The following is a 16271-nucleotide window of genomic DNA, read 5'->3' on the forward strand; positions in this document are numbered from 1 at the left end:
TCAACACGGCTACAGCTTGAAGTATGACGGGTATAGTGTCCTCTCTATTCATCAGCCCGGCCTCGGGCCAACCAAACCACGCGAGAGAACATCTTTTTCAACAATGGGGGGATTGATTCTACTCCCCACTGTCCTGCCTGGTTGGCCACTTCAATGGCTAAATCGGGTTTGGAAGTGCGATGTATGGCTTTATCAATGACCCTGCGGGGTTGCATTTTCGCATTCGCGGGGATCGCCGAAACACGGTGATACACTTCATCAAAACCGGCACGGTATAAAAAATGCTCCATATCAGGCGCAGGCAAAATTGTCAGGCGGTCCCGCTCACTATCGCGCCCCTGATCGGCCATATTGCGCACCGTGGCCGCGTATTTTTTACCCGCGTCATCACCATCGGTCAAGGTATGCCACTGGATCCCCATCCGGTTGGCAAATTTCAACAACGGGCGCAAACCACTCTGGGCAAATTCGATCACTTTTACCCCTTCAGCCTCAAAGTGATAACCACACTGGCGGGCTAATTCGTTCAGTAGCCAAATTTCTGTTTCACCTTCCACCAGCAACCAGCAGCGGGCGAATAATGCGGAGGGCCGGTTGAAGCGAATGTGAAAAGCAATTCGGCGGCTGTCTTCAGGACTCATGCCTCTTGGGCCAATACGGTAAGTGGCCACTCTGGAAGATTCACGTACCAAGCGACAAATGCTTTCCAGTGGCACTAATGACACTAATTCGCCGGAGTTAGTGGTGGTGATACGCTGTAGCGGTAATTGGCTAAGCAGCCCCCAAGCTACGGAGAGCATAATCGGATGTAGCCGCGTTTCCGGGTCTTCGACCAAGAGCAATGGCCGGGCATGAGGATCGAGGCTCAGTGAACCTTTTGCTTGCAATAAAGTTGAAAACATCCCCAACAAAATTAGCCTCATACTGCGGCTGTTAGGTTCTGCCGCCATGCGGTTGATATTGTCTAATGCTTGCCATGCCGCACGTTCCGGCTGCGGACGGGGGGGATGATTGTGATGACCCGGCAATTGAGAACCTTGCTCAGCAAAATAATGCTCAAGCAGTTGGCGCATCGCCTCCACCCCTTGGCGCAACTCTGCATTGGTCAGTTTTTGCGGATTCCGTACCAACTCGCGGCTCAACTGATCTAACTGCCGATTCAATTCGGCCTTATCTGGCGCTTTGCCGTCTTCGGAAACGGTACTGCGCAAACGGCGTATAAAACGCGCATCCCGTAATCGTAGTACGGGGTGAATACGGATCACTCCCCGCGCCAGTTTTTCGATATCGTGCAACGGCAGAGGTTGCCCGTCTAGATTCAGAAAAGTACGCCAAGTGCATACCGTCCCATCATCACCCAGCTCTCCTTCCACTCGATAGTAAATACGATGTAACCCATCGTCATTTTTTATCCACAGTGGGGCTAACTGGCGGTAACGTGGAGCATGCCAATGGCCAATATCTTTTTCACAAAAAGTCAAAATAACCTGTAGATGGCGCTCTTTAGCACTTTCATCCCCTGCTGGATAATAAAAATCCTGCACAGTGAAATGATAAAGTTGGGGCTCTGGAGATAAAAGTAGTGTCAGCGCATCTAATAAACTGGATTTACCCCAAGCGTTCTCACCGATCAGCACCGTATTATCGTCAAGGTTCAATGAAATACGATTAATACCGCGAAAACCGACAATTTCTACGCGTTCAAGATACATGCTACGCCTCCGATGAGAACTCATTCAGACTAATACTAGAGATAACATTGTTAACCCAATAATAATAGTGGTTCATTCTGCGAGAGAAACGTAAAAAAACCTTATAGGTCAAGTATTAGTCAAGCATGGCATAGCACTTTACTCTGTCCAGGATTTTATATAGTTTATTGTGGTACAGAGCCATTGTTCATCCGTTCGTGATACCCACATTATTGGTATCACAGCAAGGTAACATCACGGTGAGCTTACTTCAGTCAGTGATTAAGGTGAGTGAGCGCGGCTAACACCACTGTAACCTCTAGTCATAAGAGTCTATTTTTATTTTAGTCGCCATACAGGACGGTACCACTCGTGTATTCAGGATTGCTGATCATTCTTTTGCCGTTAATTATTGGTTATCTCATCCCACTTAGCCGCAAAACACTTATTCAATGGATCAACCGCTCGTTAAGCTGGATGGTCTACGTGATTTTATTCTTTATGGGTATTAGCCTGGCATTCCTGGAAAACCTTAGCGCTAATCTGCTGCTTATTTTCCAATATACCAGCATCTTTTTTCTGTGTATTTTATGCGCTAACCTGCTCGTCCTATTTTTACTTGAACGCAAAATACCGTGGAAACATACACATCGTCAGGAGACATTGCCTTCACGATTACATATGGCACTGGAGTCATTAAAGCTCTGCGGTGTCGTGATTGTGGGTTTCCTGTTAGGCCTGAGCCAATGGGAATGGCTACAATTTGCGGCCAAAGGCAGTGAATTAGCCCTGATTTTTCTGCTGTTTTTGGTCGGGATTCAATTGCGTAACAGCGGTATGACGCTGCGTCAGATAGTATTAAATCGCCGGGGAACCATAGTCGCTTTTGTAGTTGCGCTGAGTGCGCTTGTGGGCGGTATTATTGCTGCTGCCCTGCTCGGTTTACCGATAAAAACCGGGTTGGCGATGGCCTCAGGTTTTGGCTGGTATTCACTGTCCGGTATTTTACTGACTGATGCCTTTGGGCCTGTTATTGGTAGCGCCGCGTTCTTTAATGACCTCGCCCGAGAATTAGTGGCAATTATGTTGATCCCAACGTTGGTACGCAGTAGTCGCTCCACAGCACTGGGCTTATGCGGGGCAACCTCGATGGACTTTACCTTACCCGTATTGCAGCGCAGTGGCGGGCTGGAAATGGTCCCTGCGGCTATCGTACATGGCTTTTTGCTCAGTTTGCTGGCACCAATATTAATGGCTTTCTTCTCCTAATCTCACCTTATCCCCCCAGTCGCGCCCCCGCCCTCTGGGGGTTCTCTCTTCCCTATATCGAATAAATTCTCATTCGCAGTAATAATTGCGCCAAATCAATATAAGTGAATATTGCATTAAAAATACCTTTTTAAACCGACGGCGTATCTCTATGCTTCAAAACACGCATTACAAATGCAACTTTAAAAAGGAAAATAAAAATGTTCTGTGTGCAATGTGAACAAACTATCCGAACGCCAGCAGGTAACGGCTGCTCTTACGCGCAGGGAATGTGTGGGAAAACCGCCGAAACCTCAGACCTACAAGACTTGTTGGTTGCTGTATTACAGGGGCTATCAGCTTGGGCGTTACAAGCCCGTGAACTGGGTATTGTCGATAGCCAAATTGACAGCTTTGCCCCAAGAGCATTTTTCTCAACGCTGACCAACGTGAACTTCGATTCCGACCGTATTGTGGAATACGCCAAAGAAGCCATTTTACTGCGCCATTCTCTGGCTGTCCGTTGCCGTCTGTTGGATAGCACGATTGCCGTTGAACACCCACTGGCTGAGTTGCAACTGGTGGCAGACGATATCCCTTCACTGTTGCAACAATCACAGCAGTTCGCCCTCAATAACGATAAAGCTGATGTCGGCGATGATATTCACGGCCTACGTATGCTGTGCTTATACGGCTTGAAAGGCGCAGCGGCTTATATGGAGCACGCCCACGTATTAGGCCAGTCTGATGAGCAAATCTATGCTGAGTACCATGCCTATATGGCCTGGTTGGGCACTCAACCCCGTGATATCGATACCTTACTGAATAACGCCATGGGTATTGGCAAAATGAACTTCAATGTGATGGCCATTTTAGATCAGGGCGAAACCCAGTCCTATGGCGATCCACAACCGACATCCGTTAATGTCCGCCCGGTAGCGGGCAAAGCGATTTTAATTTCCGGCCATGACCTGAAAGACTTACAAATGCTGCTGGAACAGACGCAGGGCAAAGGCATTAATATTTACACTCACGGTGAAATGTTGCCCGCTCACGGCTATCCAGAGTTAAAACGTTATCCACATTTGGTGGGGAACTATGGCAGCGGCTGGCAGAATCAGCAGACCGAATTCGCCAAATTCCCTGGGCCGATCCTGATGACTTCCAACTGTATTATTGACCCGAATGTGGGCAACTACGGTGACCGCATCTGGACTCGCAGCATCGTTGGCTGGCCGGATGTCAACCACTTAGACGGGGAGGATTTCGCCCCAGTGATTGAGCAAGCACTAGGAATGGCGGGCTTCCCCTACAGTGAGCTGGAACACCTGATCACCGTCGGTTTTGGCCGCCAGACACTCCTGAATGCCGCTGATACGGTTATTGATTTGGTTGCCAGTAAAAAGCTACGCCATGTCTTCTTGGTGGGGGGATGTGATGGTAGCCGTACTGAGCGCAGTTATTTCACCGATTTCGCCCGCAGTGTGCCGCAAGATTGCATCATTATGACGCTAGCCTGTGGCAAATACCGCTTCAATAAACTGGACTTCGGCACTCTGGAAGGATTGCCGCGCTTACTGGACGTCGGTCAATGTAATGATGCATACGCAGCTATCATGTTGGCGGTTAAATTGTCGGAAAAATTAGGTTGCACCGTCAATGACCTGCCTCTCAGTCTGGTGCTGTCATGGTTTGAACAAAAAGCCATTGTCATTCTGCTAACGCTATTATCGCTGGGGGTGAAGAATATTTACACCGGCCCAACGGCACCGGGTTTCCTGACCGATAACCTGATGGCGATCCTTTATGAGAAATTTGGCATGCAGCCAATAACCACCGTAGAACAGGATATGCAGGCGATTTTGGGTCATTAAGTCAATTATGCCGCCCGGTCAATAGATTTTCTCGCCGTTGACCGGGTTATTATTGCACGCTTTTTGCGACTTCTTTTGCCAGAGAATGACCAGATTCATTGTGAGGCCCCAATGACCGATTTTATTCCAACCGATTCCCCTACCCCCTTCTGCCCTAACCGTATGCAGGTCCATTCCATCGTGCAAGAGACGCCCGATGTCTGGAGCCTACGGCTGATTAATCACGATTTTTATTCTTATTTGCCGGGCCAATACGCGTTGGTGAGTATTCGCAACAGTGATGAAACCTTGCGCGCCTATACCCTCTCCTCGACACCGGGTTTAAGCCCTTTTGTCCAACTCACCGTGCGCTGTTTACCTGATGGTGAAGGCTCCCGCTGGCTGACTCAGCAGGTTAATGTCGGGGATTATCTGTGGCTTTCTGATGCTCAGGGCGAGTTTACCTGCGCCAATGCCGATGATGACCACTATCTGATGCTGGCCGCGGGTTGTGGCGTCACGCCAGTGATATCAATGTGTCGTGCACTACTGGCTCAGCGCCCACAGGCAGACATTCGGGTAATTTTTAATGTCCGCACCCCTGCCGATGTCATTTTTGCCAATGAATGGCACAACTTATTGCAACGCTATCCACAGCAATTAAAACTCACGCTAATGGCAGAGTCAGCGGCAACGGCTGGGTTTATTGAGGGGCGAATTAATGCCCATATTATGCAGCAAATCGCCCCAGATATTGCCCGCCGCCGCGTGATGACTTGCGGGCCTGCGCCCTATATGGCGTGGGTTGAACAGTATTGCCAACAACAGCAAGTGCCTGCCGATCATTTCCAGAAAGAACAATTTCGTACCGCTGATGAGGTTATCGATACCAGTAATGAATTGATGATGACTATCAGCCGCCCGCTACGCAGTGTCAACGTCCCGGTTGGCACCTCCCTGCTATTTGCGTTGGAACAACACAAAATACCGGTGATGGCCGCCTGCCGCGCGGGCGTTTGTGGCTCCTGTAAAACCCACATTCTGCATGGTGAATACACCACCACCAGTACCATGACATTGACGCCAGAAGAAATAGCTCAAGGTTATGTTCTGGCATGCAGTTGCCAACTTCAGGGGGATATCCAGTTGGCGTGATGGCACTACTGGCCTAACGACAACCGCCCTTCCCGCCCCATAAAGTGCCTATCTTGGTCATCAATGGGGCATTTATCCTCAAACACGCCATACTTTGACCTCATAGAATAATAACTTCGCCAAGACACCTTGAGGTAACAACTATGAAGCAAACTGTGGCAACACTGATCGCTAAAACGTTGGAACAGGCGGGCGTTAAGCGGATTTGGGGCGTAACCGGGGATTCACTCAATGGTCTGAGTGATAGCCTGCATCGTATGGGAACTATCGAGTGGCTGGGCACACGTCACGAAGAAGTGGCCGCTTTCGCCGCCGGTGCGGAAGCACAGCTCACCGGGCAGCTAGCTGTATGCGCGGGTTCCTGTGGCCCTGGTAACCTGCATTTGATTAATGGCTTATTTGATTGTCACCGTAACCATGTTCCGGTACTCGCCATTGCTGCACATATTCCCTCCAGTGAAATTGGTAGCGGTTATTTTCAGGAAACTCACCCACAGGAGTTATTCCGCGAATGTAGCCACTACTGTGAACTCGTTTCGAACCCAGAACAGTTACCAAGAGTGTTAGAAATCGCCATGCGCCAAGCCATTCTTAACCGTGGCGTATCGGTTATTGTTTTGCCGGGCGACGTTGCATTACAGGCGGCTCCGGAAGATGCCGCCGTCATCTGGCAGACACCGAAATTACCGTTGGTTCAGCCACCGATGAGTGAGTTAACGCTATTGGCTGATATCCTGAATAAAGCTAAAAATATTACCTTGATGTGCGGTAGTGGCTGCGCTGATGCTCATAATGAAGTGGTCAAATTGGCTGAGAGACTACAAGCCCCTGTAGTTCACGCCCTGCGTGGAAAAGAGCATATTGAGTGGGACAACCCTTACAGTGTCGGTATGACCGGGCTGATTGGTTTCTCCTCAGGCTATCAAGCGATGCTCAATGCCGATACCCTGATTCTGTTGGGGACCCAGTTCCCCTACCGCGCGTTTTATCCCACTCACGCCAACATCATCCAAATTGATATTAATCCCGGAAGTCTTGGCGCTCATTGCCCCGTCAACATGGCGCTGGTTGGGGATATCAAAACCACCCTAACCGCGCTGTTACCGCAGCTAGATACCAAAAGTGACAGGGCGTTTCTGGATAAAGCGCTGGAACATTACCGTACCGCCCGCCAAGATCTGGATGCTCTCGCCACCGCGAATGATAACCAGCCGATCCACCCACAATATCTGGCACAACAAATCAGTCACTACGCCACAGAAGATGCGATTTTCACCTGCGATGTGGGTACCCCAACCGTTTGGGCCGCACGTTATTTGCAGATGAACGGCAAGCGCCGTTTACTGGGGTCGTTTAACCATGGCTCAATGGCTAACGCCATGCCGCAAGCAATTGGTGCCCAAGCAACCGCCCCTGACCGACAAGTCGTGGCCTTGTGCGGTGACGGTGGTTTCACCATGCTAATGGGGGATTTTCTCTCACTGACCCAGCTAAAATTACCCGTAAAAATCGTGGTGTTTAATAACAGCGTACTGGGGTTCGTGGCAATGGAGATGAAAGCGGGCGGTTATCTGACGGATGGCACGGACCTGCATAATCCAGACTTCGCCGCAATTGCCAACGCTGCCGGCATCAAAGGGATTCGGGTAGAAAAAGCCTCTGAATTAAATGCGGCACTGGAAAGTGCCTTTGCACATCCTGGCCCCGTATTAGTGGATGTAGTGACGGCGAAACAAGAGCTATCAATGCCACCGCAGATTAAGTTTGAGCAAGCCAAAGGATTTAGCCTTTATATGCTCAGAGCCATTATTAATGGCCGTGGTGATGAAGTGATCGAGCTGGCAAAAACTAACTGGTTACGCTAATCAAAAGGTCTTGTAGCCAATAAAAGTCTTTGTCATTTACCCAGACAGTCGTATCGGATGTGTGCCGACACGGCTGGCGATATATTCTTTGCCCGGCAAAACAGCGTTTTTACATCACATCTAACTAAAATTTAATCAAGAGCTTGGGGGAGATCCTGTTTAAAACAAATAGCGAGCCAGTAGGCTTTTTTGTTTCGATATTCTCGCTATGATGAAATCTATTTTTCCAGCCAATGAGAAGACGATGCTGATCGATTTACGCAGTGACACAGTAACGCAACCCTGTGTAGCCATGCGCGCCGCGATGGCGAATGCCGAAGTCGGTGATGATGTGTATGGCGATGACCCAACCGTCAATGCGCTTGAAGCCAAAGCCGCCAGTTTGTCAGGTAAAGAAGCCGCGCTGTTTCTACCGACAGGTACTCAGGCAAATCTGGTGGCGTTATTGACCCATTGTCAGCGTGGTGAAGAGTATATTGTCGGCCAAAAAGCCCATAACTATTTGTATGAAGCAGGAGGTGCCGCCGTTCTGGGCAGTATCCAACCACAACCTATTGATGCCAATGATGACGGTACATTATCACTGGATAAAGTTCTGGCCGCCATCAAACCCGATGATATTCACTTTGCACCCACCCGGCTGTTAAGTCTGGAAAATACTCACAGTGGCAAAGTCTTGTCTCTGCACTATTTACAGCAAGCCTGGGCGTTGACCCGCGAGAAAAAACTGGCACTGCATATTGATGGCGCACGTATTTTTAATGCTGCGGTGGCGCTGAACGTGCCATTGAGTGACATTAGCCAATATTGCGATACCCTGACAATTTGTCTGTCAAAAGGGTTGGGGACGCCTGTTGGGTCCCTGCTCTGTGGCAGCGCAGAATTCATTCATCGCGCCCGGCGTTGGCGAAAAATGACCGGTGGTGGTATGCGTCAGGCCGGTATTTTAGCGGCAGCCGGGTTGTATGCGTTACAACACAACGTGGCGAGACTCAAAGATGATCACGATAACGCCCAGTGGCTGGAGCAGCAATTACGTGACCTGGGTATTGAGATAGCCGCCCCCGGCGCACAAACAAACGTGTTGTACATTAAGCAATCTACCGAGGTCGCCTCAAAGCTGGGTCCCTGGATGCGTGAACGCGGTGTGCTCATCAGTGCCGGGCCGCTCACCCGCATGATTACTCACCTTAACGTTAACCGAAAAGATCTGGAAAAAGTTGTCGCGCTGTGGCGTGAATTTATTGCCGAGCAACATTCATGACACCACAACGGATCTTAGTGTTAGGTGCCAGTGGCTATATCGGCCAACATTTGGTTCCCTTGCTAAGCCAGCAAGGCCATCATGTCACGGCCGCAGGCCGCCGTATCGAGTGGCTAAAAGAGCAGGCGTGGCCAAACGTTAACTGCTGCTTTGTCGATCTTTATCAGCCCGCAACCCTCAATGCCGCGTTGCAAGATATTGATGTACTGTATTATCTGGTTCATGGCATGGGTGACGGCCAAGATTTGATTGAGCAGGAACGTATAGCTGCCAGCAATATGAAGAACGCTCTACAGCCATTGGGAACAACGCAAACATCATCCGTTAAACAGATCATTTATCTCGGCGCATTACAGCCGGGAGATAACAGTTCTTCGCATCTGATCGCCCGCAAATTAACGGGCGATATCCTTCGTCAAAGCGGTATCCCGGTCACTGAGTTGCGAGCCAGCATTATTGTCGGCCCCGGTTCTGCTGCCTTTGAAGTGATGCGCGATATGGTTTATAACCTGCCCATTCTGACACCTCCCCGCTGGGTACGCTCTAAATCGTCACCCGTCGCACTGGATAATCTCCTGGTTTATCTGACGGAGCTACTCAATCATCCAGCAGAAGAACACCGAATTTGGGATGTCGCCGGGCCAGAATATATCAGCTACCAAACGATGTTTGAGCGGTTTATTGCCATCAGCGGCAAACGCCGCTGGCTGATCCCTATTCCACTGCCAACCCGGTTTATTTCGGTCTATTTCATTAATATGGTCACCTCGGTGCCAACCCCGATTGCCAGCGCACTGATCGAAGGCCTAAACCATGATTTACCGGCTGATGGCCGCGCCTTACAGGCACTGATCCCGCAAAAATTAATCAGTTTTGAGGAGGCGGTTAAAGAGACACTGCGCCGTGAGGATGAGGTCGTAGACTCTGCTGACTGGGGTTATGACCCAGAGGCCCGCGCACGCTGGCGGCCAGGTTACGGTTTTTATCCTAAACAGGCCGGTTGCCAACTTTCAACAACCGCGTCCAGTGAAGCGTTGTGGCATGTGGTGCAACAAATCGGTGGCAAAGAAGGCTATTTCTACGGCAACCCATTGTGGAAAATCCGAGCCAGGATGGACGATATGATCGGCGGTGGTGTGGTGTATGGCCGCCCTAAACGGGAAACATTGGAGTTGGGTGATCTCATTGATGGCTGGAAAGTCATCACCGTCAAACCATTACGCCAGTTGGCATTGATGTTTGGTATGAAAGCACCGGGTTTAGGCCGCCTGACCTTTACGATTAAAGACTTGGGCGGTTGCCGCAGCTTCGATGTCCGCGCGTGGTGGCATCCAGCAGGTTTCAGCGGATTACTCTACTGGTTTATTATGATGCCAGCACATCTGTTTATTTTTCGTGGAATGGCGAGACGCATTACTGCGCTGGCAGAACACGATGACCGTGGACGTGATGCGCCGGCAAAAAATAACTCGGACTCAAAGCAATGATTGCATAGCGCATCATTTCACGGAAGAATGGCATCTTATTTTCGGGGCGAATAGTTTCAGGCGCTAGCATTTTGATTTTGGGTGGGAATCGGATTCGTTATGAAGGTATTGGTTACCGGCGCAACCAGTGGATTAGGCCGAAATGCGGTTGAATATCTCCGTCGTCAGGAGATCAGTGTTATCGCCACCGGTCGTAATCAGGCGATGGGCGAGTTATTGACAAAACTGGGTGCTAAATTCATTCATGCTGACCTGACGGATCTGGTTTCCTCACAGGCAAAAGCCATGCTGGCGGATGTCGATACACTGTGGCATTGCTCAAGCTTTACCTCACCTTGGGGAACAGAGCAGGCTTTTGAGTTGGCAAACGTACGCGCGACGCGCCGCCTCGGAGAATGGGCAGCGGCTTATGGCGTAGAGAATTTCATTCATATCTCCTCGCCATCCATTTATTTCGATTACCACCATCATCGCAATATTCAGGAAGATTTCCGCCCCGTGCGCTTTGCCAATGAATTCGCTCGCAGCAAAGCCGCCGGTGAAGAGGTAATCAAACTGCTGGCGCTGTCCAATCCACAAACACACTTTACTATTTTACGCCCACAGGGGTTATTCGGCCCGCATGATAAAGTGATGCTGCCCCGCTTGCTACATATGATTAAACATTACGGTACCCTGCTGCTGCCCCGTGGCGGTGACGCACTGGTGGATATGACCTATCTGGAAAATGCCGTACATGCGATGTGGCTTGCCACCCAAAGTCAGAAGACTCTTTCTGGTCGCGCTTATAATATTACCAACCAGCAACCCCGCCCTCTGCGCACTATCGTGCAACAGCTACTGGATGCCTTGGATATGAAATGCCGAATTCGCTCAGTGCCTTATCCCATGATGGATATCATGGCCAGGGCGATGGAGAGAATGAGCAATAAAGCAGAAAAAGAGCCGGTGTTAACACACTATGCGGTGGCTAAACTCAATTTTGATCTCACACTCGATACCCTCCGTGCCGAGCAGGAGTTGGGCTATCGCCCAATCATCTCACTGGATGAAGGTATTCTCCGCACCGCCCGCTGGCTGAAAGAACACGGTAAGTTTCGCGGCTAATGGGGTATTAGGTTATCTTGTAACTAGTCGGTTATCTTATAACTCGTCAGTTATCTGCCAGCCGCCATAACAGATTACTTTACCTAAGGTCATCATATGAAAAAGAAAAATATTGCCCTCATCCTCCCTCTCGCTCTTTTACTTAGTGCCTGTGCCAGTAACGTTAATCCTGTTTTTGAGGCCACCAGCAGCCGCAGTAGTCCCTGTATTGAGGGAGGGCCAGACACGGTAGCGCAAAAATTTTATGACTTGCGTATCCAGCAGATAGGCGGCCAACAGGGCCTACCTGATGATAATCTGTCCGCACAATTTCGCCCTTATTTAAGCCAGTCGCTGTATAACGATATTCAAGCCGCCAGAAAACAAGCCAGTAACCGCACACCGGCTCAAGCGAATAAAACCCAAATGATCAGCGGTGACATTTTCACCAGCTTACGTGAAGGCAGTACCTCCGCCAGTGTTGCCAGCGCATCGACAATCCCCAATACTGATGCCAGGAATATCCCGCTACGCGTTAATCTGAGCCACCAAATGGCTGATGGCAAGGCGGTGATGTGGCAAGATGAAGTGCTGATGATCCGTGAAGGAACATGCTGGGTCGTTGATGATATCCGTTTTATGGGCGTTAGCGCACCCGCCAGCAGCCTGCGCCAATTGTTGGGTAATCACTAACCTAACGGCTCGCCACGGGGAATGGCTCACGGCACGTCATCCACTATCACCTCTTCCCACAGACAACCGTAGTGGTCAACATACTGGCCTCTTTGATAGGAAGAGATGATACCAAGACCATTCCCTATCAACCCCACGAGCCGTCATTGTCAACAAGGAGGAAATCACTATGCAACCCACTCATACGCTAACAAGGTTAACTGTTATCGGTAAATTAATTATCGCCAGTAGCTTTTTTCTTTCCCTGGCCGTACAGGCACAGCAATGCGGCCAGACGGCTCCGCTCATTAATGAGCGATTAAGCTATATGAAAGATGTCGCGGGATATAAAGCTGAAAATCATTTACCTATAGAAGACCGCATTCAAGAAGAGAAAGTGATCAATAGCGCCATGGCGCAAGCGGAATCACTGGGCTTAAACGGTGAATCAATCAAACCGCTTATGGTGGCACAAATCAATGCCGCAAAAGCTATCCAGTACCGTTACCGCGCGGACTGGTTATCACAGCCAGAACCGGGTTGGCAACCCAAACCGCTAGATAACGTACGCGCTAATATTGGTGAGTTAAGTACGAAGATCCTCAAGCAGATAGCGGAAGAACTGAAAACCTGTAAACCCGCCGAAATGGGTGATAAGGCGCACTTTATCAACACGATTCGCCAACATAATCTCACCAGTGCTGATGTTGAGGCCATATTCTCAACCTTCAATCAGGTAAAATTAAAATAACGGGCCAGTCCTCCCGGCCACACATCTTTCGTACCGGGTTCCTTCCCGTGGCCCGGTACTTATTGATTTACAAACTCATTTTTCTGTCTGTTTTTTAATCGGCACTGCTGATGTTGCTGCTCTGGCAGGTTTATTCATCACGCGACAAATTCCCCCCGAGCGCAATCAAATACAGATGTTATGCTGTTTTTAACCGTTTATTCTGGCTATTCATAAATTTTAACGCACAAAGATTGCATAAGTATGCCGTGGAAGTTACCATTCCCCGCATCATTGGCTATTCAGATTTGGCGCATGAGTATTCAACTTAACGGAATTAACTGTTACTACGGCGCACATCAAGCGTTGTTCGACATTACATTAGATTGTCCAGCAGGCGAGACCCTGGTGTTACTAGGCCCTAGTGGTGCGGGTAAAAGCTCGTTGCTGCGCGTACTTAACCTGCTGGAGATGCCACGCTCAGGTACCTTGCAGATCGCCGGTAATCACTTTGATTTTTCCCGCGTTCCGGGTGAAAAGGCTATTCGCGAGTTGCGTACTAACGTGGGCATGGTCTTTCAGCAATATAATCTTTGGCCGCATCTTTCCGTGGTACAAAATCTGATTGAAGCCCCTTGCCGCGTGCTAGGTTTGCCAAAAGAAGAAGCCATGGCCCGTGCGCAGAAATTATTGTCACGCCTGCGTTTAACTGATTTTGCTGACCGCTTTCCTCTGCATCTTTCGGGGGGTCAACAACAGCGTGTGGCTATCGCCCGCGCGTTGATGATGGAACCGCAAGTGTTGCTGTTTGACGAGCCGACCGCCGCGCTCGATCCAGAGATTACCGCACAAATCGTCAGTATCATCCGTGAATTAGCCGGAACCGGTATTACTCAGGTGATTGTAACCCATGAGGTTGAAGTGGCTCGCAAGACGGCCAGTCGTGTGGTTTACATGGAAAACGGTCATGTTGTGGAACAGGGCGATGCCAGCCACTTTACCCAACCAACAACCGAAGCTTTTGCCAGCTATCTGTCACATTGATATCTATTTGGGAATTTGCGATGAAAAAATTAATAATAGCGACCGTCCTCGCCAGTATCAGTTTGTCAGCCTCTGCCGCTGAAACCATTCGTTTCGCTGCGGAAGCCACTTACCCACCGTTCGAATTTATTGATGCCAATAATAAAATGCAGGGTTTCGATATCGATCTGGCTAATGCACTGTGTAAAGAGATGCAAGCCGATTGCACCTTTACCAATCAGGCCTTTGATAGCTTGATCCCAAGCCTGAAATTCAAACGTTTTGATGCCGTTATTTCGGGCATGGACATCACCCCAGAACGCCAGAAACAAGTGGCATTCACGCAGCCTTACTACGATAACTCAGCGCTGTTTATCGCCCAGAAAGATAAAGTGGCAGATTTAGCCGCACTGAAAGGCAAACGTGTCGGTATGCAGAACGGCTCTACCCACCAAAAATACTTGATGGAAAAACACCCTGAAATCACGGCTGTACCTTATGACAGCTACCAGAATGCCGTCCTTGACCTGAAAAATGGCCGTTTGGATGCCGTATTTGGTGATACCGCAGTGGTGAATGAGTGGCTGAAACAGAATGACCAATTAGCGGCTATTGGTGACAAAGTGACTGACGCTGACTTTTTCGGTACCGGTTTAGGTATCGCGGTACGCCAGAGCAACACCGAATTACAGGGTAAGTTAGATGCTGCGCTAACGAAAGTTAAAGCCGATGGCACCTATCAAACTATCTATAAAAAATGGTTCCAGCAGTAATCTAAACACCCATGAATGAATTTCAACCTTTAGCAAGTGCCGCCGGTATGACCGTCGGCCTTGCCGTTTGTGCACTGGCACTCGGTTTGGTTCTGGCGATGCTGTTTGCCGTCGGTGAATCATCACGTTTGAAAGTGGTTAGTTACCTGACTATCGGTTGGGTGACTCTTTTACGCGGATTACCCGAGATTCTGGTGGTCCTGTTTATCTATTTCGGCTCTTCTCAGCTTTTGATGATGTTGTCGGACGGTTTCACGCTGAATCTCTATCTGTTTGAGCTGCCCATTAAGCTTAATCTGGATAATTTCGAGGTTAGCCCATTCTTGTGCGGTGTGATCGCACTGGCCCTGCTCTATTCCGCTTATGCATCGCAGACATTGCGCGGCGCACTAAAAGCGGTGCCTATCGGGCAGTGGGAATCCGGCCAGGCACTCGGTTTAAGCCAGACGGCGATTTTCTTCCGTTTGATTATGCCGCAAATGTGGCGACATGCCTTGCCAGGTTTGGGTAATCAATGGTTGGTATTACTCAAAGATACCGCGCTGGTGTCGCTTATCAGTGTCAATGACCTGATGCTGCAAACCAAAAGTATTGCCACCCGGACGCAGGAACCCTTCACCTGGTATGTGATTGCCGCAGCAATCTACCTGGTCGTGACCCTACTGAGCCAGTATGTCCTCAAATGGATTGAACTCCGTACCACCCGTTTTGAGCGGAGCGCATCCTGATGTTGGAATATATACCCGAGATACTGAAAGGGCTGCATACCAGCCTGACCTTGACCATCGTCTCTTTACTGGTGGCGTTGGTGCTGTCAGTGGTGTTTACCATCGTTCTGACGCTGAAAACCCCCATTGCTACCCCACTGGTCAAAATTTATATCACCCTGTTCACCGGTACCCCGCTGTTGGTACAGATCTTTTTGATCTATTACGGTCCAGGGCAATTCCCGGCAATCCGCGAATATCCGTGGTTGTGGAGTCTGCTGTCACAGCCATGGCTGTGCGCAATGATTGCTCTGGCATTGAACAGTGCAGCGTATACTACCCAACTGTTCTACGGTGCAGTACGGGCTATTCCCTCCGGCCAATGGCAATCCTGCGAAGCACTGGGGATGTCAAAACGTCAATCGTTACGTATTCTGCTGCCTTTTGCCTTTAAGCGGGCACTATCATCCTATTCCAACGAAGTGGTATTGGTCTTCAAAGGGACCTCGCTGGCATACACTATCACCTTGATGGAGGTGATGGGATATAGCCAACTGATGTATGGCCGAACCTATGACGTAATGGTGTTTGGTGCCGCCGGGGTTGTTTACCTGTGCGTGAATGGCTTGCTGACGTTGCTGATGCGGTTAGTGGAGCGCAAAGCACTGGCCTTTGAGCGACGTAATTAAGCGGCCCTGCCCCTTATGCGACAACGCC

At 49.6% G+C, this 16271-nt stretch carries 14 protein-coding genes; 13 read left to right on the plus strand and 1 reads right to left on the minus strand.

All coding sequences use genetic code 11. The annotated features are described in order from the left end of the window. Positions 1-44: 44 nt before the first annotated feature. A complete protein-coding gene (locus AC971_RS00400; RefSeq protein WP_025383286.1) occupies positions 45-1712 on the minus strand; it encodes an ATP-dependent endonuclease in 1668 nt (555 codons plus the stop codon). Positions 1713-2063: 351 nt separating this feature from the next. On the opposite strand from AC971_RS00400, the gene AC971_RS00405 reads away from it, so the two are divergent. The 13 genes from AC971_RS00405 (at position 2064) to artM (ending at position 16243) form a co-directional block, all read left to right on the plus strand. Next, on the plus strand, positions 2064-2960 hold the full coding sequence (locus tag AC971_RS00405) for a LysO family transporter (RefSeq protein WP_025383285.1): 897 nt from the start codon (positions 2064-2066) through the stop codon (positions 2958-2960). 200 nt (positions 2961-3160) lie between these two features. Then, positions 3161-4813 carry a hydroxylamine reductase gene (gene hcp, locus AC971_RS00410; RefSeq protein WP_025383284.1) on the plus strand — a complete coding sequence of 551 codons (1653 nt, stop codon included), beginning with the start codon at positions 3161-3163 and terminating at the stop codon, positions 4811-4813. Positions 4814-4924: 111 nt separating this feature from the next. Beyond that, positions 4925-5947 (plus strand): NADH oxidoreductase, encoded by a 1023-nt coding sequence (hcr, locus tag AC971_RS00415; protein WP_025383283.1) that lies wholly within the window; start codon positions 4925-4927, stop codon positions 5945-5947. A gap of 143 nt (positions 5948-6090) precedes the next feature. Then, positions 6091-7812, plus strand: coding sequence for a ubiquinone-dependent pyruvate dehydrogenase (gene poxB, locus AC971_RS00420; RefSeq protein ID WP_025383282.1), 1722 nt, complete (start codon positions 6091-6093; stop codon positions 7810-7812). Between the two features lie 244 nt (positions 7813-8056). Beyond that, positions 8057-9076, plus strand: a complete 1020-nt coding sequence (gene ltaE / locus AC971_RS00425) for a low-specificity L-threonine aldolase (RefSeq protein ID WP_025383281.1) — start codon at positions 8057-8059, stop codon at positions 9074-9076. Next, on the plus strand, positions 9073-10563 hold the full coding sequence (locus tag AC971_RS00430; protein ID WP_025383280.1) for a DUF2867 domain-containing protein: 1491 nt from the start codon (positions 9073-9075) through the stop codon (positions 10561-10563). Before ltaE ends, AC971_RS00430 begins: the two co-directional genes overlap by 4 nt. 99 nt (positions 10564-10662) lie before the next feature. After that, positions 10663-11670, plus strand: coding sequence for an NAD-dependent epimerase/dehydratase family protein (locus AC971_RS00435; protein WP_025383279.1), 1008 nt, complete (start codon positions 10663-10665; stop codon positions 11668-11670). A gap of 96 nt (positions 11671-11766) precedes the next feature. Next, positions 11767-12342 carry a lipoprotein gene (locus tag AC971_RS00440; protein ID WP_025383278.1) on the plus strand — a complete coding sequence of 192 codons (576 nt, stop codon included), beginning with the start codon at positions 11767-11769 and terminating at the stop codon, positions 12340-12342. Positions 12343-12511: 169 nt separating this feature from the next. Continuing rightward, a complete protein-coding gene (locus tag AC971_RS00445; protein WP_025383277.1) occupies positions 12512-13072 on the plus strand; it encodes a chorismate mutase in 561 nt (186 codons plus the stop codon). Positions 13073-13366: 294 nt separating this feature from the next. Further along, positions 13367-14095: an arginine ABC transporter ATP-binding protein ArtP gene (artP, locus tag AC971_RS00450; protein ID WP_012105392.1), complete on the plus strand. Its 729-nt coding sequence runs from the start codon at positions 13367-13369 to the stop codon at positions 14093-14095. Between the two features lie 20 nt (positions 14096-14115). Beyond that, complete coding sequence (artJ, locus tag AC971_RS00455; RefSeq protein ID WP_025383276.1) at positions 14116-14847, plus strand: arginine ABC transporter substrate-binding protein; 732 nt, start codon at positions 14116-14118, stop codon at positions 14845-14847. 11 nt (positions 14848-14858) lie between these two features. Beyond that, a complete protein-coding gene (gene artQ, locus AC971_RS00460; protein ID WP_002211369.1) occupies positions 14859-15575 on the plus strand; it encodes an arginine ABC transporter permease ArtQ in 717 nt (238 codons plus the stop codon). Beyond that, positions 15575-16243 (plus strand): arginine ABC transporter permease ArtM, encoded by a 669-nt coding sequence (gene artM, locus AC971_RS00465; RefSeq protein ID WP_002211370.1) that lies wholly within the window; start codon positions 15575-15577, stop codon positions 16241-16243. The genes artQ and artM overlap by 1 nt, the downstream gene beginning before the upstream one ends. Positions 16244-16271: the final 28 nt, after the last annotated feature.

This window comes from Yersinia similis (assembly GCF_001053095.1).
Lineage (GTDB): Bacteria > Pseudomonadota > Gammaproteobacteria > Enterobacterales > Enterobacteriaceae > Yersinia > Yersinia similis.

What these genes read in the sequence shown, in the direction of transcription:
- AC971_RS00400 (WP_025383286.1), bottom strand. Translation starts at nt 1,712, where the DNA reads ATGTATCTTGAACGCGTAGAAATTGTCGGTTTTCGCGGTATTAATCGT.
- hcp (WP_025383284.1), top strand. Translation starts at nt 3,161, where the DNA reads ATGTTCTGTGTGCAATGTGAACAAACTATCCGAACGCCAGCAGGTAAC.
- hcr (WP_025383283.1), top strand. Translation starts at nt 4,925, where the DNA reads ATGACCGATTTTATTCCAACCGATTCCCCTACCCCCTTCTGCCCTAAC.
- poxB (WP_025383282.1), top strand. Translation starts at nt 6,091, where the DNA reads ATGAAGCAAACTGTGGCAACACTGATCGCTAAAACGTTGGAACAGGCG.
- ltaE (WP_025383281.1), top strand. Translation starts at nt 8,057, where the DNA reads ATGCTGATCGATTTACGCAGTGACACAGTAACGCAACCCTGTGTAGCC.
- AC971_RS00430 (WP_025383280.1), top strand. Translation starts at nt 9,073, where the DNA reads ATGACACCACAACGGATCTTAGTGTTAGGTGCCAGTGGCTATATCGGC.
- AC971_RS00435 (WP_025383279.1), top strand. Translation starts at nt 10,663, where the DNA reads ATGAAGGTATTGGTTACCGGCGCAACCAGTGGATTAGGCCGAAATGCG.
- AC971_RS00440 (WP_025383278.1), top strand. Translation starts at nt 11,767, where the DNA reads ATGAAAAAGAAAAATATTGCCCTCATCCTCCCTCTCGCTCTTTTACTT.
- AC971_RS00445 (WP_025383277.1), top strand. Translation starts at nt 12,512, where the DNA reads ATGCAACCCACTCATACGCTAACAAGGTTAACTGTTATCGGTAAATTA.
- artP (WP_012105392.1), top strand. Translation starts at nt 13,367, where the DNA reads ATGAGTATTCAACTTAACGGAATTAACTGTTACTACGGCGCACATCAA.
- artJ (WP_025383276.1), top strand. Translation starts at nt 14,116, where the DNA reads ATGAAAAAATTAATAATAGCGACCGTCCTCGCCAGTATCAGTTTGTCA.
- artQ (WP_002211369.1), top strand. Translation starts at nt 14,859, where the DNA reads ATGAATGAATTTCAACCTTTAGCAAGTGCCGCCGGTATGACCGTCGGC.
- artM (WP_002211370.1), top strand. Translation starts at nt 15,575, where the DNA reads ATGTTGGAATATATACCCGAGATACTGAAAGGGCTGCATACCAGCCTG.